Below are 17,256 nucleotides of genomic sequence, written 5' to 3' on the forward strand. Positions count from 1 at the left end.
GCAAACTCTTATCCGGCCTTGGTCTGGCCGCCGTCAATCTTCGAGCACAGACCGGCGGGCACCAGTACGAAGGCGCCCGGGTCGCGGGCCTTGGAATCTTGACCGGCACAGGAATGGCCTGGGGACTGGCAGTCGTTCTTGTACGCGGCGTTGATGCCGTAACAGGGCTGCATGCCCTCGGCCATCATCTTTTTGGTGTGGGCGACGGGATTGCTCATGTCGCCTGCGAAGGCACTCTGGGCCAGACCGGCCACGCCGAGCGCCAGGGCACCGGCCAGAGCGGACTTGAGGATCAGGTTGGAACTCTTCATGACAATAATCTCCCTAGGGGGTAGTGAATGATTGGAACGAACTCTTAGACCCGGGGAGCAGATGGGTTATTTCAGCCGAAAGGGAAATTATTTAAATCACTTTTGAGTGCGGGCTTTGAGACAGGCGAGATAGGCTTGGTCATCCGGCAGCCGGCCTTCCCGTTGGCCGCGCCACAAGGTTTCGGCCAGGCACTCCAACATGATGTGTTCCGCGGCATGCGGATCGCGGGTGCGCTCCAGCAGCGCCCTGTAGGCGGCCTTGACTCCGGGCGGCCGGTCTATGGACAACTGCTCGCGGATGGCGATGTGCAGGCCCATGTGCAGGAACGGATTGGTTTCGCCGCCTTCCGGTAACCAGTCGTGGTCCAGCGTCTTGTCGAGATCGCTGGCAAGCAGCGCGTGATATTCGGGGTGCAGGCGTATGACCTCGGCCACGATGGTTTCCAGCGCCGACAGCGGCTTGCCCGCCTGCTGTTTGCGCCAGACCTCGAGAAACATGCGGCGCGTATCGGTGCGGCTGTCGGGTTGAATGGGCATGCATCAGTCCCGGGTGCGCGTGTGGCGCGATTGACGGTTTGGCTTCGCCCCCGGCGCCGGAGTCTTGTGCGGATACTCGCAGAGATCACGGATCAGACAACGCCAGCACTCGGGTATGCGCGCCTTGCACACGTAGCGGCCGTGCAGGATCAGCCAGTGATGGGCGTCCTTCCTGTATTCGTCCGGGGTGAATTTCAGCAGCTTGTCCTCCACCTCGCGCACGGTCTTGCCCGGAGCCAGGCCGGTGCGGTTGGCGACGCGGAAGATGTGCGTGTCCACGGCGATAGTGGGCTCGCCGAATGCAACGTTGAGAATCACGTTCGCAGTCTTGCGGCCCACGCCGGGAAGCGCCTCGAGTGCGGCGCGCTCACGCGGCACCTGGCCGCCGTGCTGCTCGATCAAGATTTTTGTCGCGGCGACGATATTTTTGGCCTTGGTGTTGTACAGGCCGATGGTCTTGATGTATGGCTTGAGTCCGGCTTCGCCGAGCGCCACCATGGCCGCGGACGTGTTGGCGATGGGGAACAGCTTGGCCGTGGCCTGGTTGACGCCTATATCGGTGGATTGGGCCGACAACACCACCGACACCAAGAGTTCGTAAGGCGTGCGGTATTTGAGTTCCGTGACGGGCTTGGGATTGGCCTTTTTGAGCCGCGCGAAAATCGCGGCGCGTTTGGCGGGGTTCATGTGCGCTGCCGTTCACGCTGCGCGCGCCGGGCGCGCACCCGCGCCACGGCGGCGGCGATTTCCGCCTTGCGCTGGGCGATGATCTCGTCGGCGGTTGCGGCCTTGTTGCGCAAGGGTGCCTCGCGTTCGGTTTGGTCGCGTGCCAGCCGCGCGTTGTGTGCCTGGTAGCGCGAATGAAAGTATTCCGCGCGTGCCGGCCCGGCGGCTGGCACGTCAATGCCCTCGGTCGTGCCGCGCGCGGGCTGCATATAAATGCAGTCCACCGGACAGGGCGCCACGCATAACTCGCAGCCGGTGCACAACGCCTCGATGACGGTATGCATCTGCTTCGGCGCCCCCACGATGGCGTCCACCGGACAGGCCTGGATGCACTTGGTACAGCCGATGCACAAGGCTTCGTCAATGAAGGCCACCGTGCCCAGCGTGAATACACCGACGGCGGGATCGAGGGGTGCGAAGCGCTGCCCGGCGATTTCCGCCAGTGCTTGAATGGTTTCGTTGCCGCCGGGCGGACAGCGGTTGATGGCGGCTTCGCCGGCTGCGATGGCTTCCGCGTACGCGCGGCAGTCCCGGTAGCCGCAACGCCGGCACTGGGTCTGCGGCAGAAGCGCGTCAATGTGGTCGGCGGGCGTGTTCATTTGTAGCTAGTTTACTTCTCAACGGCGCGCTCCCGTCTTGTCCGGCAAGCGGAGAACTGATCGGCAGGGAAAGCAGGAGCGACTTCAGTCGCGGCGCAAGTAATATCGCGGCTGAAGCCGCTCCCACAAGCAGGATTACTTCACACGCATGCCCGGCTGGGCGCCCTTGTGCGGCTCGAGGATCCACAAGTCCTTGCCGCCCGGGCCGGCGGCCAGCACCATGCCTTCGGACACGCCGAATTTCATCTTGCGCGGCGCGAGGTTCGCCACCATCACCGTGAGCTTGCCCTCGAGCTGCTCGGGCGTGTAGGCGGCCTTGAGGCCGGCAAATACGTTGCGGGTCTCACCGCCGAGATCCAGCGTCAGGCGCAGAAGTTTGTCGGCGCCATCCACCTGCTCGGCCTTGGCGATGCGCGCGATGCGCAAGTCCAGTTTCGCGAAATCTTCGTAGCTGATTTCCGGGAAGATGGGTTCCATGTTTGCTGCAACCTTGGAGGATGAAATTTCAAGATTTTCCTTGGAAGCCTCCACCATAGCTTTGGTTTTGGCGGGATCAACGCGCGTCATGAGCGGCTTGTATTCATGGATCGGGTTTGTCGGATATTCCGCTAGATGGTTCCAGGTCAATTTTCCTTCCGCGTTAAGGAACTTTTCTGCTTCTACAGCAAAAGATGGGAGGACTGGAGCCAGATAGATCGTGAGTATGCGAAAGGCATTGATGGCAGCGCTGCAAATCCGGTGTAGTATTTCCTTGTTTTCTTTCTGTTTTGCCAATTCCCACGGTTTGTATTTGTCGATGAATTGATTGACCAGGTCGGATAATCGCATGATTTCCCGGATGGCCGCAGCGTATTCGCGTTTTTCGTAATATTCCGCGATCGTATCATCGGAGCCAAGCAATACCATCTCTATTCCAAGATCGGCGTCAATGGACGTTCCACTGATTGTTTTCCATTCTTCCTGAGTGCTGAACAATCTGCCTTGAAAATTCTTTGTAAGGAATCCCGCGCAGCGGCTCGCGATGTTCACCAGCTTGCCCACGAGGTCGGAATTCACGCGCTGTGCGAAATCGTCGAGGTTGAGGTCAATGTCGTCCACGCCGGGACCGAGCTTGGCGGCGAAGTAATAGCGCAGGTATTCCGGGCTCAGATGCTCGAGATAAGTGCGCGCCTTGATGAAGGTGCCGCGGGACTTGGACATCTTCTGGCCGTTCACGGTGAGGAAGCCGTGCGCGTACACCGCCGTGGGCGTGCGGAAACCGGCACCGTGGAGCATGGCCGGCCAGAACAGGGTATGGAAATAGGTGATGTCTTTGCCGATGAAGTGGTAAAGCTCGTGCTTGCTATCCTTGCCCCAGTAATCGTCGAATTTCAGGTCCTTGCGGCGAGCACACAGGTTCTTGAAACTCGCCATGTAGCCGATGGGCGCGTCCAACCACACGTAGAAATACTTGCCCGGCGCATCTGGAATCTCGAAGCCGAAGTAGGGCGCGTCGCGCGAAATATCCCAGTCCTGCAGCCCCGCTTTGAACCACTCGTCCAGCTTGGCGCGCACCGCGGGGTGCAGCCGGCTTTCCGCGATCCAGCGCTTGAGGAAATCGCCGAACTCGCCGAGCTTGAAAAAGTAATGCTCGGATTCCCGTTCCACCGGCCGGGTGCCGGAAATCACCGATACCGGGTTTTTCAGGTCGGCGGGCGTGTAGGTGGCGCCGCAGTTCTCGCAGGCGTCGCCGTACTGGTCCGGCGTGCCGCAGCGGGGACAGGTGCCCTTGATGAAGCGGTCCGGCAGGAACATCTTGGCCTGCTCGTCGTAGAACTGGCGGATGCTGCGCCGCGCGATATAGCCGCCGCTCTTCAGGCGCTTATATATAAGAGTGGACAGCTCGCGATTTTCGGGCGAGTGGGTGGTATGGAAATTGTCCAGACTGATGCGGAAGTCCTGGAAGTCGCGGCGGTGTTGCTCGCCGACGGCCGCGACCAGTTCCTCCGGCGCGATGCCGAGCTCGCGTGCCTTGAGCATGATAGGTGTGCCGTGGGCGTCGTCGGCGCACACGTAGATGCAATCGTGACCACGCAGCCGCTGGAAGCGCACCCAGATGTCGGTCTGGATGTATTCCAGCATGTGCCCGAGGTGCAGCGGGCCGTTGGCGTAGGGCAGCGCGCTGGTGACCAGGATGCGGCGTGGGGAGCTGTTCATCGGCTTGCGGGTTCTTTGGAATTATGCGGCAGCGGCGCATTTTACGAAGCGCAAGTATGCCACAGACGCCAAGTCGGCGGCCGCGCGTGCGTCGGCTTGATGCACGTCAATGCTAGAATGCCGCGATTTTTGCGATGGTGCGAACGTGAGTGACGTTTCCCGCGAACAGATCGAAGCCGCGCTGCGTGGCTGGCGCGAGCCTTATTTCGGCACGGACCTGGTAAGCGCCAATGCGGTGCGCGGCATCCAAGTGCAGGACGGTCGCGTATCCGTCGAAGTGGAACTGGGGTTCCCGTCCGGGAGCTACCCCACGGAACTTGCCGCCACGCTGCGGGAACAACTTCAGAAGCATTCCGGCGTGCGTACGGCGGAGATCCGCGTGGAAACGCGGATTCTCTCGCACGCCGTGCAGCGCAATCTCAAGCCGTTGCCGGGCGTGAAGAACATCATCGCCGTGGCTTCCGGCAAGGGCGGCGTAGGCAAATCCACGGTAGCCGTGAATCTCGCGCTCGCACTCAAGGCCGAGGGCGCCAACGCCGGCATCCTCGATGCCGACATTTACGGCCCCAGCCAGCCGCGCATGCTGGGCTTGCGCGGCACGCCCTCAACGAAAGAAGGCAAGCGCATCGTGCCGATGGTGGGGCACGGCATCCAGTGCATGTCCGCGGGTTTCCTGGTGGACGAGGAAACGCCGATGGTGTGGCGCGGGCCGATGGTCACGCAGGCGCTCATGCAGTTGATCGGCAATACCGACTGGCAGGATCTGGACTATCTCATCGTGGACATGCCACCCGGCACCGGCGACATCCAGTTGACGCTCTCGCAGCGCGTACCGGTCTCGGGCGCGGTGATCGTTACCACGCCGCAGGAAATCGCGCTGCTGGATGCGCGCAAGGGCCTCAAGATGTTCCAGAAGGTAAATGTGGAAATCCTCGGCATCGTCGAGAACATGGGCACGCACGTGTGCTCGCACTGCGGCCATGAGGAAGCCATTTTCGCCTCGGGAGGCGGCGAGCGCATGGCGGCGCAGTACGGCGTGCCGTTTCTCGGCAGCCTGCCGCTCGACATCACGATCCGCGAGCAGACCGACAGCGGTAACCCGAGCGTGGCCGCCGATCCGCATGGCAAGATCGCCCTGCGTTACCGCGAAATCGCGCGCCGCACCGCGGCGCAACTGGCGCTGGCTGGCAAGGATTATGCCGGCGCGTTTCCGAAGATTGTGATAGAAGAGTGAGGGGTGAGGTCGGCCGCTGCACGGCCTGGTGAGGATTGAGGGAAAGAGTGCATTTGGTTTTTCCTCACCCCTCACCTCTCACACCTCACTATGTGAGGCAGCGATAGCTGAGCAATAGGTAACTGTAAAAAGTACTGTAAGGTTAAAAGAATGAGCATCAAATCCGACAAATGGATCCGCCGCATGGCGGAACAACACAAGATGATTGAGCCCTTCGAGCCGGGTCAGGTGCGCCAGAACGGCGGCGGCAAGATCGTGTCCTACGGCACCTCCAGCTATGGCTACGACGTGCGCTGCGCCGACGATTTCAAGATTTTCACCAACATCAACAGCACCATCGTGGACCCCAAGGCCTTCGACGCGCGCAGCTTCGTGGATTTCAAGGGTCCGTGCTGCGTGATTCCGCCCAATTCCTTCGCGCTCGCGCGCACCGTGGAATACTTCCGCATCCCGCGCAACGTGCTCGTAGTGTGTCTCGGCAAGTCCACTTATGCGCGCTGCGGCATCATCGTGAACGTCACTCCGCTGGAGCCGGAATGGGAAGGCCATGTAACACTGGAGTTCTCCAACACGACGCCGCTGCCTGCAAAAATCTACGCCAATGAGGGCGTGGCCCAGATGCTGTTCTTCGAATCCGATGAAGTCTGCGAAACCAGCTATAAAGATCGCGGCGGGAAATATCAGGGGCAGAAAGGCGTGACGTTGCCGAAGACTTGATGTTTATGTTAGTCATATGAGCAGACGGGGAGGAATATATGCGTGCCTATTGGTGGGAATGCGAAAAGTGTGGTGAGAAATCTGATTTTCGAAGTGCAGTCGGCGTTTCAAGTATGTCTAGCTTTATATGGGATAAGCTGATCCCTTCAGATTGGGATCAATCCATTCTCGTGAAGAACTGTTCGAATTGTGATGCTCCAACTTGACGGATTACCTATGAGTTTCCTCGCAAGGATAAGGTCACGCTTCGCGTTGTGCACATTATTGGTCTCCGACACGACGATTATGTCCCCATGATGTGGGAAACTTATTCTTCAGTTTCTCCGGAGGAGCGTTGGTTCGATTTCAAATATCAGAAAAGCCGAAATTCATGGGGGCTCAATAAACCTGCGGTATTTTCCCGTCAAGACTTGCATGAGATTTTTGCGTTGTACCGCCAGAAGACTGGGAGCGGTCAAGGAAATCTGGGAAACGTTTCAATTTAACGTGATCCTCAATTGGAGAAGCCCGGTATGAAGACATTTATTCTTTGTTTATCGCTCATTGCTTGTTCAGTTTCAGTCGCAGGAGCGGCCATCCCATCTCATAACTGGGTTCTAATTCACATGAGCATGGCTGATATGAATGCTCCCACTGTGTACCTCGATACTAATTCAGTTAAACGAGAAGCAGGGGGTGTAATGGCTTTATTACTTTTCTCTGACTCTAGCAGTGGAAGTAATGAATACGCTATGTACGAGGTAAATTGTAAAACTGGGAAATCTGCCATAATGTTTGGCGACATTGACCCAGACACCGGTGAATTTACTGGGATTATGCCCCCCGCACCTGGTAACGGTTCTGCGACTCCACTAGCGCAGGCCGTATCTTCGTATTTATGCAAAAAAATTTACAAAAGAAAAAAATAAAAGCACACGTAGGTTGGGGTGAGTCTTCGAACCCCAACATGATTGAATTGTTGGGCTTCCCCCGGATCAAGTCCGGCGTCAGCCCAACCTACCTGGAAGCTGTGTCGAATTTGATTTCCGTCAGTACCAGGCTGATGGTGGCCTTACCGGGCTCAGTCTGGCGCATCTGCACCGGCAAGTAATCGAGTTTCGGCGCGAGCCAGAAGCTGGTGATGCGGTTTTTCTTGCTGTCTTTGCGGGAAACTTCGATGGTATCGAATGTTCCCGCCCCAGTGTCAACTCTGGCCTTTGCACCCTCTCGCAGGTCGTAGGTCTGCATCTCGGCATGATCCAGAACCGCAAAATCGTTGTTGAAACGGCCCTCCATTGCACTGAGCGAGATGCGCAATTGCGCGAGCATGACGTCACAGGTGCCGGGTTTCAGGGGCAAAGCCTGTTTGTCGTTGTTGCGATCGCTGTAAGCCAGGCCTTTGTTCCAGTCGAAGCGGATAAGCTCGGATTTGCCGCTGCTGCCCGTTTCCTGGTAGCTGTAGAACAAGGAGCGTGGCTGGCCGTTGGTCATAGTGAAGTGGCTGGTTTCGGTGATGACCGTGTGCAGGAACAGCGACAACAGTCCGGAGGCTTGGGTCACGGACTGGTAGGTGTAGGTGCCGTTGGCGTTGCGGGTCACGGCGAATTCCGCATTTCCAATATGCAGGTCATTGCGCTCGAGGGAATAGGTGGCGTGGTAAAGAGGAATCGCGGGTGCGGCGGCGTAGGTGGCAGCGCTGGCCGTCGCAAGCAGCAGAATCGTCATTCCCGCGAAGGCGGGAATCCAGTTGTTGAAATACCTGGACCCCCGCTTCCGCGAGGGCGACGAATCCCTGCCACTGCCAATGAAACAATCGTCGCTATCTACTGGAGGATTGGAGAAATCCCCCCTCGCCCCCCTTTTGCAAAGGGGGGATATACCTCGGTCGGCGTCGCAATTGGCGGAAGATTGTCCTCTCACCCCCCTTTGAAAAAGGGGGAAAGCGCTGCGCGCGGGGGGATTTTGTAATAAAGCGCTCATTCGACCGATGCTCACGCAATTTCCTCGTCGATTTCAAAAACCCGCGGACTGGCAAGTGGTTGACCATCGAATGATACGCGGTCTTCATTCAGTTTGACTCGGCCTTCGACCAGCCAGCGCACGACCAGCGGGTAGAGTGCATGTTCGCGCTGGCGCACGCGCGCGGCGAGCGTTTGTTCAGTGTCGCTGGTTTTCACCGCGACTTTCGCGCGTGCAATGATCGGGCCGCCGTCCAGCTCTTCGGTGACGAAATGCACGCTGCAGCCGTGTTCCTTTTCGCCCGCTTCCAGAACGCGCCGGTGGGTGTGCAGGCCACGAAATTTGGGCAACAAGGCCGGATGGATGTTGAGCAGCCGGCCGCGGAAGTGGCGCACGAATTCGTCGCTCAGCACGCGCATGAATCCGGCGAGCAGGACCAACTCGGGCGCGTGACGCTCGATGAGCATGCGCAGCGTCGCATCGTAATCTTCACGCGCGGTTCCACTGGCGGCAAGAATCGCGTGTATCGGCACCTGCGCGGTTGCGGCACGCCGCAGGCCACGTGCGCAAGCACGATTGCTGATTACCGTGGACACATCGGCGGGCAAGGTGCCGCTGGCACAGGCGTCGAGAAGCGCCTGAAGATTGCTGCCTTCGCCGGAAATCAGCACCGCAAGTTTCGTGCGCTGCACGGACTCGGTCGCGGCCATCAGCTGATAGCGACGCCTGTGCGGCCGGCACGCACTTCACCGATGCGCCAGGCCGGTTCGTCGGCGCGCTTCAGCCGGGCGAGGATGCGTTCCGCATCCGCGGGTGCAACACACAGCACCATGCCCAGCCCCATGTTGAAGGTGCGGTACATCTCGCGCTCGGCGATGTTGCCCTCGCGCGCCAGCCAATCGAAGATCGGCGGCCGCGGCCAGGATTTGGAATTCAGCTCCACGCCCAAGCCTGCGGGAAGCACGCGCGGAATGTTTTCCAGCAGGCCGCCGCCGGTGATGTGCGCGAGCGCGTGCAGCGGAATTTCCTTCATCAGGGCCAATAGGGTTTTCACGTAAATGCGCGTGGGCGCCAGCAACACCTCGATCAACGCGCGTCCATCAATGCGCTGCTCAAGTTTGGCGCCGCTCTGCTGCAGGACTTTGCGGATCAGCGAATAGCCGTTGGCATGCGGGCCGGAGGAGGCGAGGCCGATCACCGCATCACCGGCTTTGACCGCGCGGCCATCAAGGATGCGGCTTTTCTCCACTACGCCGACTGCGAAGCCCGCAAGGTCGTAATCTTTGCCTTGATACATGCCGGGCAGTTCCGCGGTTTCGCCGCCGACTAGCGCGCAGCCGGCCAGTTCGCAGCCGCGCGCGATGCCCGTAATCACGGATTGTGCAATATCCACGTCGAGCTTGCCGCTCGCGTAATAATCCAGGAAAAACAGCGGCTCGGCGCCCGCCACCACGATGTCGTTGACACACATCGCGACCAAGTCAATGCCGATGCCGTCATGGCGGCTGGATTCAACGGCGAGCTTGAGTTTGGTGCCGACGCCGTCGGTGCCCGACACCAGCACCGGATGGTGGTAACCGGCGGGGATTTCCACCAGCGCGCCGAAGCCGCCGATGCCACCCAGCACCTCGGGCCTGTGGGTGCGTGCCGCGGCCGGTGCGATGCGCTCCACCAGCGTGTCGCCGGCGTCGATGTCCACGCCCGCATCGCGGTAAGTCAGCGGCTTTTTTGACATCCCGGAAGCTTCCCGCTTGCTGGGGCGAGCGCGGCTCGCCGGACAATGGTGTAAGCCTGTATATTCTACACGTGGAAGGCCACTGCTCCGGGTGGGGCGGACGATTCCAAGATGGAGAAGCCGGTGCATCGCACGCTTGCGCGGATTAGCGCTTTGCTGATGGGAATGTTGTTGTGTGCAGGCATGAGCGCGCACGCGATGGTGGTCACGGGTTTGTATGAAGCGAGCGTGCCGGTGGCGGATCAGTCGGCGGCCGCGCGGCGTGTCGCATTGCAACAGGCGCTGGCTGCCGTGCTGGTCAAAGTCACCGGCGAACGCAGTGCGGGCGGTGTGCCGGCGCTGGCGAACCTGGTTCAGGATCCGTCACGTTTTTTGCAGCAATACCGTTATGACCAGGTGCCTGCTGCGAGTGGCGCCGCGGCACTGACCTATTACGATTTGACGCGCACCGGCATGCCGGCCATCCCGCCCACGGGTTTGCTGCTGTCCGCGCGCTTCGACCCCGAGGTGGTGGACCAGGCGGTGCGTGCCGCGCATGAACCGCTCTGGGGCCGGGAACGGCCGGCGACGCTGGTGTGGATTGCGCTGCAGGACGGCGCCAATGTAAGCATCGTGTCCGCGTCCAACAATCCCGCGATTGCACAGGCGATGAACAGCGCCGCGCAGCAGCGCGGCATGCCGCTGATTTTCCCCAGCATGGATGCAGTGGATCAGCAGGCCATCGGCATTCCCGACATCACCCAGGACAACAGCGCGCGCATCCAACAGGCATCGCTGCGCTATAAACCCGACGCCACGCTGGTCGGCAGCATTTACATGACCACGCCCGGCCAGTATGCGGCGCGCTGGCAGCTCACGGTCGGCGCTCAGGTGCAGAGCTGGACTACGCCGCCCGCCGACCTTGCCAGCGTGGCCGCTGACGGCGTGCAGACCGCCGCAGACGATTACATCAAATGGTTTGCACTGGCTCCGGATGCCGTGGGCGTGAACGGCGTGACGCTCAGTGTTACTGGCATCAGCGGCGTGGATGCCTACGCCAAGGTGCTGGCCTATCTCGGCCAGCTCACACCGGTGAAGTCGGTGCAGGTAACGCGCGTGGACAACCACACCGTGTATTTCAGTCTCGACACCCGCGGGAATCTTGCCAACCTGCAGCAAGCCGTGCTGCTCGGCGATTTGCTCAAGACTGCGGCGCCGGCTGCGGCCAGTGGCAATCCGCCGTCCGCGTCCCTGCTGCAATTCCAGTATGCGCCGTGAACGCCCGCTGGATACCCAATGCCATCAGTGTTACGCGCATGCTGCTGGTATTGCCCGCGGCCTGGAGCATCGTGCGTCGCCAGGATGAAGCCGCATTGACCTTGATCATTGTTGCCGGCGTGAGCGATGCGCTGGACGGTTTGCTGGCCAAACGCTTTGGCTGGGTGACGCGCGCCGGCGCGATTCTGGACCCGCTCGCCGACAAGCTGTTCGTGGCCGGGAGTTTCCTCGCCGCCACCTGGGCGGGGCTGGTGCCGGCGTGGATTACGGTGATCGTGATTGCGCGCGATGTCGTGATCGTCGCCGGTGCGATGTTGTATCGCTGGCAGGTGGGTGAATTCCGCCCGCAACCCAGCGTGCTCAGCAAGGTGAATACCTTTCTGCAGTTGCTGTTGGTGCTGACGGCGGTGATCCAGCATTTCCTGCACATCGTGCCACGCGGCATGTTGCCGGCGCTGGTGGTGGCGGTGGCCCTGAGCACGCTCACCAGCGGCGTGGATTATTTCTTCCGCTGGGGATCGCGCCTGACACGTGCCTCCGGCAGGAAAGCGGTATGAGCGCGGCGCAGAAACTCTGGACGCTGGCGATCCTTGTACTCGCAGGGGTGCTGTTGCACTTCCTGCGGCCGGTGCTGGTGCCGTTTTTCGCAAGTTTCATCCTCGCCTACCTCGGCTATCCGCTGGTGGACCGGTTGCAGCGCTGGAAACTCCCACGCAGCGTGGCCGTGCTCGCGGTGTTCCTGCTGACCTTCATCGTGCTCGGGCTGATCCTGGTGCTGGTGATTCCCATGGGCATCCGCGAAATCGCGGTGCTGTTTGCGCACGCACCGGAAGCCGTGGCCTGGTTCCAGGTGCACGCGCTGCCGTGGCTGACCGCGCATTTCGGCATCCAGCCCGGTGCGCTGCAACCCTCGAAGCTCATGGATCTGGTGAGTTCCAATTTCGAGTCCGCAGGAAAACTGGCCGGTCAGGTGCTGGTGACGGTGTCGAGCTCCGCGGCCGCGGTATTCGAATTCTTCATCAATCTGGTTCTGATTCCGGTGGTGACTTTTTATCTGCTGCGCGACTGGCACGTGCTCATGCAGCGCATCGTGGAACTGGCGCCGCAGAAGGCTGCGCCCACCGTGGTGCGGCTGGCGCGCGAGTGCGACAAGGTCCTCGGCGCGTTCCTGCGCGGCCAGTTGCTGGTGATGGTGGCGCTCGCGATTTTCTACAGCGTGGTGCTGTTCATCATCGGCCTCGACAATCCCATTGCCATCGGCGTGGTCGCCGGGTTGCTGAGTTTCGTGCCCTATCTGGGCGTCATCACCGGCGTCGGCCTGGCGCTGCTCACGGCGTTGCTGCAGGGCGGAGGCTGGCTGCTGCTCTCGGTGGTGGCGGTGTTCATTGCCGGGCAGTTGCTGTCCGATTTGGTGCTTACGCCGCGGCTGGTGGGTGAGCGCATCGGACTGCATCCGGCATTGGTGATTTTTGCCATCCTCGTGGGCGGGGCGCTGTTCGGATTTGCCGGCATCCTGCTGGCGCTGCCGGTGGCCGCCGCCGGCACGGTATTGGTCCGCTATGCCCGCGAACGCTATGTGCAGAGCCGCCTGTACCAGGGAAATGACGGCGACACGACATGATGGTTGAGAACTTTGGCAGCCAGTTGCCGTTGCCCATCAGCCTCGATGAGGGCGCCACATTCGAGAATTTCCACGCGGCGGGCAATCAGGCGGCGGTAGATGCGCTCAAGCAGTTGGCGCAATCCGGCGGACAACGCGCGCTGTTCATCTGGGGTGGCGATGGACGCGGCAAGTCACACCTGCTGCAGGCCGCCTGCCGGCTGGCGACCGCCAGCGGACGGCGTGCCATTTACCTGCCCATGGATCAGGCGGTGCTGCTCGATCCGCAGGTGACGGACAATCTGGACAGTTACGCGCTGGTGTGCGTGGACGACGTGCAGCGTGTCGCCGGCATCGAGCCCTGGCAACTGGCGCTGTTTGCCCTGTTCAATGCGCTTGCGGATCGGGGCGGCAGCTTCGTGGCGAGCGCGCGCACCGCTCCGAATGCCATCAAACGCCTGCTGCCGGACCTGGCTTCGCGGCTCGCCTGGGGACCGGTGTTCCAGCTGGAGCCCTTGAGTGACGAGGACAAGATTCGGGCGCTGCAGCAGCGCGCCGCACGCCGCGGCTTCGAGTTGCCGGACGATACCGCAAAATTCCTGCTCAAGCGCCAGCAGCGCGACATGCGCAGCCTGTGCGCGACGCTGGATGCCCTGGATACGGCTTCACTGATCGCGCAGCGCCGTCTGACGCTGGCATTCGTGAAATCCTTTCTCGACAAGCGCTGACTGAAGATTCGGCTGTGGGAGCGACTTCAGTCGCGATTTACTTTCCAATAACGGCTATGACTGCTCGTGCGCTTGCCTCCGGCGCGCACGCAAAGTGGCGCTCGCCGCCGTGAACAGCAACAGACTCAGGAAAATTTCCACTGCGCCGTAGATGGCATCGCTGCGGCTCGTGAGCGTGACGGTAATACCTTGGGCGAAATAGCCGAGCGATAAAAAGCCGCACCACACGAATCCGCTTTTGACGTCACGTACGACAAAAAATGACACGATGACCAGTGGCGCGAGCGCCAATATCAGCCAGAGCACGCGCTCGCTTGCAGTTGCGTGCGTCCGCCAGCCGAGCCACAGTACCAGCCAAATGCCAAGCGCAACCAATGCACCCAGCGTCAGGCCGCGCCCGGAAAAACGCAGATTCATTTTGCTTGCAGGCGTTTTGCCACGTCCGCGACGCGCGCGCCGAGCGCCTGGCAGAGCTGCTTTTCCGCGTCTGCAAGCTTGCGGTCGCTGTTGATGCCGGCATGGTGACTCGGTCCGTAAGGCGTGCCTCCCGCTGTGGTTTCCATCAGGCCGTGCTCGGTGTAGGGCAGGCCCACGATCAACATGCCGTGATGCAGCAACGGCAACATCATGGACCAGAGCGTGGTTTCCTGACCGCCGTGCAGCGAGCTGGTGGACGTGAACACGCCCGCGGGTTTGCCGGCCAGCACGCCCGACAGCCACAGGCCGCCGGTACCGTCGAAGAAATACTTGAGCGCTGCAGCCATGTTGCCAAAGCGCGTGGGACTGCCGAGCACCAGTCCGGCGCATTCCTTGAGATCCTCGTGCGTGGCGTAAGGCGGACCGGACGCGGGAATGTCGCTCTCGGTGGCTTCGACAAGCGTGGATACGGCCGGCACGGTGCGCAAGCGTGCGCTCATGCCGTGCACGCTCTCCACGCCGCGGCACACGTGGCGCGCCATCTCGGCGGTGGCGCCGTAACGGCTGTAGTACAGAACCAGGATGTCCATTCAGAGAATTTCCAGCACGCTTTCCGGGGGCCGGCCGATGCGTGCCTGACCGTTGGCGAACACTACCGGGCGCTGTATCAGGATGGGATGTGCGTGCATGGTTTCGATCAACTGTGCACGGCCAAGCGCCGGGTTGTCGAGTTGGTGCGTGCGGTATTCCGCTTCGTTGCTGCGCATCAGGGCGCGCGGCTGAATGCGCAAAAGCTCCAGGGCGTTCTGGATTTCCGCCGTGGACGGCGGGTGCTTGAGGTATTCGATTACCTGGATTTCATTGTCGCGCGCCTGCAACAACGCGAGCGTCTCGCGTGATTTCGTGCAGCGCGGGTTGTGCCAGATTGTGACTTTTGCCATACACCGGAACTCAAATCCGCGCACGAACAATGCGCCAAATATACCCCACGTGGCGTGCTTGACGGGTAAAGAGGCGGTTGGTAGCTTGGCGTCCCGCTGATTTTCCCTCGCGGAACCTGGCAAGTGCGCGTTCGTATTCCAATAGTCGGGCAATTTGCATTTTTGATGCTGGTGCTGGCGATGGTGGCCTGTGCCGGAGCGCCCGTGCAGGAAATGAGCAATGCCCGACAAGCGGTAGCGGCGGCCCGCCAAATGGGCGCAGCGCAATCTGCGACCAGGGAAATGTCCGAGGCGGAACGTCTTTTGCAAGCCGCTCAATCCGCGCTGGACCGAGGGGATTACGGTACAGCGCGCGCCAACGCCAATCGCGCCCGTGATCACGCCGTCAAGGCGCTGCGCATTGCCCAGCAACAAGGTCCCGGCGGACCTTCACCGCCTTGAATTTACACGGGATTCCGGACGTTATGGCGTTGGGATTGCTTGACCCCAAGCCGGCACCGCGCTACCCTTGTGCCACCTTTTTTTCCCAACCCGGCTAACGGGTTCCCCCGATTTTTTAAACCATTGTCAAAACAACAAGGTTGGAGACGATTGCCATGATGAAGAATTACGCCAAACAGCTCGCTATCGTGTTATTGACCGCCGGCATTGCCGTCGGTTGTGCGACCCACAAAGTGCAACCACAAGCGGCACCGCCGCCTCCGGGACCGAATGCAGCGACCACGCAGGCGATTGCTGACGCCCAGGCGGTGATCAACGGTGCGCAAGCGCCGTGCACCGACACTGGCGACGCATCGCAACTGCTGACGCAGGCGCAAGCGGCCGGTCAGGCCGGCGACAACGCCAAGGCCCAGCAGCTCGCTGCTCAAGCCAAGCAGGATGCGGAAACCGCAATCAACGGCTGCTATCTGAATCACGCCAAGGATCTGCTGACTCAGGCGCAGGGCTACACCAACCTGAATGCGGATGAGCAGAACAGCCTGAATCAGTGTCAGACCGACATCACCAACAACCAGGGCAAGCAGGCGTATGACACCTGCTCGGCGCTGGTGGCGCAGTTGCAGGCCGCCAAGAGCACCTACACCGTGGTGCGCGGCGACAGCCTGTGGCGCATTGCCGGCAAGTCCGATGTGTATGGCAATTCGATGGAATGGCCGCTGATCTTCAAGGCCAATTCGGATTCCATCAAGCATGCGGATCTGATCTATCCGAAGCAGAACCTCAATGTGGTCAGCAATCCGCTCAAGACCGATGCGGATTCCGCCACTTGGTATGCGCAGCACCGCGGTGCGTGGAAGAACCACCGGGCCGACAAGCGCGATCAGGAATGGCTGAACGGCACACTCACACCGCCGTCCGCCGCTCCGGCTGCCAGCCCCGCGCCCGCGCCCGCGCCTGCACCAGCACCGTCTTCCGCTCCGGCCGCTACCAGTGCGCCTGCAGCCACGACCCACTGAGTCGAGCGCAGCCGCTGTGGCTGAACAATAGTTCGGGTTTTATTTTTGAAGGGCCCTGCGGGGCCCTTTCCTTTTGGGCATGAGCAAAGGGTCTGTCACAGTCTGCAAGCATTGCTTTGTGTCCGGCCGCGTGCAGGGGGTGTTCTACCGTGCGAGCGCGGGGCAACGCGCCCGCGAACTCAAGGTCACGGGCTACGCCAGGAATCTGGCCGATGGCCGCGTGGAAGTGCTCGCCTGCGGCGCACCCGCGGCCGTGGATGCACTCTGCGATTGGCTGTGGCACGGGCCGCCGGCCGCGAAGGTAAGTGAGGTGGTGGTGCGGGAAGTGCAGTGCACGGAGATCCCGCGCGAATTTGCCACGCGATAATTTTTGTGCGGCTGTAACGCAGCCGCCACCTAGTCCCATTTCCCCCTTCGGGGGAAAAGCAGGATGAGGGGGCTTGTGTGCGCCCGCATGCTGTTCCCCGTTATTCCGGCGCACGCCGGAATCCAGATCTGAATAGTACGGCCTGCGGCCGCGCGCGTATTTTGGAGCGGGTACCCGCACCCGCGGGCGGGGCACTTTCGTTTCGGCGAAAGTGCCCAAAGCCATTCCCCCGGAGCGCGGGTCGCGGAAACCGCGACTGCCCTGCGCGCTTCCTTCGCTGTGGAGTCCCGCCGACAGGCCATCCCTGGCCTGACGGCGGGAGCGCGAACATCCTGTTCGTGCCCCTTCGGGCTAACCTTGCTCAGTCCAGTGCTCGGCTCGCGCTACGGGTACAAGAATCAACGCATCGACATCCAGTGCCTCTTGCTCTTCAGGCCCCCGTGGATTGCGCCGAGCGCGCAGCGCCCGCAGGGAAGAGCCTGCGAAGCAGGTCGGG

General features: G+C 61.1%; 21 protein-coding genes. 10 read left to right on the forward strand and 11 right to left on the reverse strand.

Annotated elements, in window-relative coordinates:
- Positions 1-8: 8 nt before the first annotated feature.
- From VJR90_03345 to metG, 5 genes are all read right to left on the reverse strand, one after another.
- Positions 9-311, reverse strand: a complete 303-nt coding sequence (locus VJR90_03345; GenBank protein ID HKV96511.1) for a DUF2282 domain-containing protein — start codon at positions 309-311, stop codon at positions 9-11.
- Between the two features lie 96 nt (positions 312-407).
- Complete coding sequence (locus VJR90_03350; GenBank protein HKV96512.1) at positions 408-848, reverse strand: DUF1841 family protein; 441 nt, start codon at positions 846-848, stop codon at positions 408-410.
- Positions 849-851: 3 nt separating this feature from the next.
- Positions 852-1,535 carry an endonuclease III gene (gene nth / locus VJR90_03355; GenBank protein ID HKV96513.1) on the reverse strand — a complete coding sequence of 228 codons (684 nt, stop codon included), beginning with the start codon at positions 1,533-1,535 and terminating at the stop codon, positions 852-854.
- Positions 1,532-2,173, reverse strand: coding sequence for an RnfABCDGE type electron transport complex subunit B (locus VJR90_03360; protein HKV96514.1), 642 nt, complete (start codon positions 2,171-2,173; stop codon positions 1,532-1,534). Before VJR90_03360 ends, nth begins: the two co-directional genes overlap by 4 nt.
- A 135-nt stretch (positions 2,174-2,308) precedes the next feature.
- Positions 2,309-4,369, reverse strand: coding sequence for a methionine--tRNA ligase (gene metG / locus VJR90_03365; GenBank protein ID HKV96515.1), 2,061 nt, complete (start codon positions 4,367-4,369; stop codon positions 2,309-2,311).
- A 145-nt stretch (positions 4,370-4,514) separates the two neighbouring features.
- Between metG and apbC the strand changes: the two genes are divergently transcribed.
- The 3 genes from apbC to VJR90_03380 all read left to right on the forward strand — a co-directional run bounded on the left by apbC (position 4,515) and on the right by VJR90_03380 (position 7,228).
- Positions 4,515-5,603, forward strand: coding sequence for an iron-sulfur cluster carrier protein ApbC (gene apbC, locus VJR90_03370; GenBank protein ID HKV96516.1), 1,089 nt, complete (start codon positions 4,515-4,517; stop codon positions 5,601-5,603).
- A 150-nt stretch (positions 5,604-5,753) separates the two neighbouring features.
- The gene (dcd, locus tag VJR90_03375; GenBank protein HKV96517.1) at positions 5,754-6,320 is read left to right on the forward strand and encodes a dCTP deaminase; all 567 of its coding nucleotides are present in this window, start codon (positions 5,754-5,756) and stop codon (positions 6,318-6,320) included.
- A 512-nt stretch (positions 6,321-6,832) separates the two neighbouring features.
- Positions 6,833-7,228 carry a hypothetical protein gene (locus VJR90_03380; protein HKV96518.1) on the forward strand — a complete coding sequence of 132 codons (396 nt, stop codon included), beginning with the start codon at positions 6,833-6,835 and terminating at the stop codon, positions 7,226-7,228.
- 88 nt (positions 7,229-7,316) lie between these two features.
- On the opposite strand, the gene VJR90_03385 is transcribed toward VJR90_03380, so the two are convergent.
- The 3 genes from VJR90_03385 to purM form a co-directional block, all read right to left on the reverse strand.
- Positions 7,317-8,024: a DUF3108 domain-containing protein gene (locus VJR90_03385; protein ID HKV96519.1), complete on the reverse strand. Its 708-nt coding sequence runs from the start codon at positions 8,022-8,024 to the stop codon at positions 7,317-7,319.
- A gap of 266 nt (positions 8,025-8,290) precedes the next feature.
- Positions 8,291-8,968, reverse strand: a complete 678-nt coding sequence (gene purN, locus VJR90_03390) for a phosphoribosylglycinamide formyltransferase (protein HKV96520.1) — start codon at positions 8,966-8,968, stop codon at positions 8,291-8,293.
- The gene (purM, locus tag VJR90_03395) at positions 8,968-9,993 is read right to left on the reverse strand and encodes a phosphoribosylformylglycinamidine cyclo-ligase (protein ID HKV96521.1); all 1,026 of its coding nucleotides are present in this window, start codon (positions 9,991-9,993) and stop codon (positions 8,968-8,970) included. The genes purN and purM overlap by 1 nt, the downstream gene beginning before the upstream one ends.
- A 183-nt stretch (positions 9,994-10,176) precedes the next feature.
- Between purM and VJR90_03400 the strand changes: the two genes are divergently transcribed.
- The 4 genes from VJR90_03400 to hda are packed head-to-tail and all read left to right on the forward strand — an operon-like array spanning position 10,177 to position 13,578.
- Positions 10,177-11,250, forward strand: coding sequence for a DUF2066 domain-containing protein (locus VJR90_03400; protein ID HKV96522.1), 1,074 nt, complete (start codon positions 10,177-10,179; stop codon positions 11,248-11,250).
- Positions 11,247-11,807, forward strand: coding sequence for a CDP-alcohol phosphatidyltransferase family protein (locus VJR90_03405; GenBank protein ID HKV96523.1), 561 nt, complete (start codon positions 11,247-11,249; stop codon positions 11,805-11,807). The genes VJR90_03400 and VJR90_03405 overlap by 4 nt, the downstream gene beginning before the upstream one ends.
- The gene (locus VJR90_03410; GenBank protein ID HKV96524.1) at positions 11,804-12,871 is read left to right on the forward strand and encodes an AI-2E family transporter; all 1,068 of its coding nucleotides are present in this window, start codon (positions 11,804-11,806) and stop codon (positions 12,869-12,871) included. Before VJR90_03405 ends, VJR90_03410 begins: the two co-directional genes overlap by 4 nt.
- Positions 12,868-13,578 carry a DnaA regulatory inactivator Hda gene (gene hda / locus VJR90_03415; protein HKV96525.1) on the forward strand — a complete coding sequence of 237 codons (711 nt, stop codon included), beginning with the start codon at positions 12,868-12,870 and terminating at the stop codon, positions 13,576-13,578. The genes VJR90_03410 and hda overlap by 4 nt, the downstream gene beginning before the upstream one ends.
- A gap of 54 nt (positions 13,579-13,632) precedes the next feature.
- Here the strand turns inward: hda and VJR90_03420 are convergent, their stop codons facing one another.
- From VJR90_03420 to arsC, 3 genes are read right to left on the reverse strand one after another with little or no spacing between them, the layout of a single operon-like run.
- Positions 13,633-13,995 carry a DUF2069 domain-containing protein gene (locus VJR90_03420; GenBank protein HKV96526.1) on the reverse strand — a complete coding sequence of 121 codons (363 nt, stop codon included), beginning with the start codon at positions 13,993-13,995 and terminating at the stop codon, positions 13,633-13,635.
- Complete coding sequence (wrbA, locus tag VJR90_03425) at positions 13,992-14,585, reverse strand: NAD(P)H:quinone oxidoreductase (GenBank protein ID HKV96527.1); 594 nt, start codon at positions 14,583-14,585, stop codon at positions 13,992-13,994. Before wrbA ends, VJR90_03420 begins: the two co-directional genes overlap by 4 nt.
- Positions 14,586-14,936, reverse strand: a complete 351-nt coding sequence (arsC, locus tag VJR90_03430; protein HKV96528.1) for an arsenate reductase (glutaredoxin) — start codon at positions 14,934-14,936, stop codon at positions 14,586-14,588.
- Positions 14,937-15,101: 165 nt separating this feature from the next.
- Between arsC and VJR90_03435 the strand changes: the two genes are divergently transcribed.
- The 3 genes from VJR90_03435 (at position 15,102) to VJR90_03445 (ending at position 16,760) form a co-directional block, all read left to right on the forward strand.
- Positions 15,102-15,377, forward strand: coding sequence for a DUF4398 domain-containing protein (locus tag VJR90_03435; GenBank protein HKV96529.1), 276 nt, complete (start codon positions 15,102-15,104; stop codon positions 15,375-15,377).
- A gap of 155 nt (positions 15,378-15,532) precedes the next feature.
- A complete protein-coding gene (locus VJR90_03440) occupies positions 15,533-16,393 on the forward strand; it encodes a LysM peptidoglycan-binding domain-containing protein (protein ID HKV96530.1) in 861 nt (286 codons plus the stop codon).
- Between the two features lie 79 nt (positions 16,394-16,472).
- Positions 16,473-16,760: an acylphosphatase gene (locus VJR90_03445; GenBank protein HKV96531.1), complete on the forward strand. Its 288-nt coding sequence runs from the start codon at positions 16,473-16,475 to the stop codon at positions 16,758-16,760.
- Positions 16,761-17,256: the final 496 nt, after the last annotated feature.

The organism is Gammaproteobacteria bacterium, from assembly GCA_035279405.1.
GTDB lineage: Bacteria > Pseudomonadota > Gammaproteobacteria > Natronospirales > REEB76 > REEB76.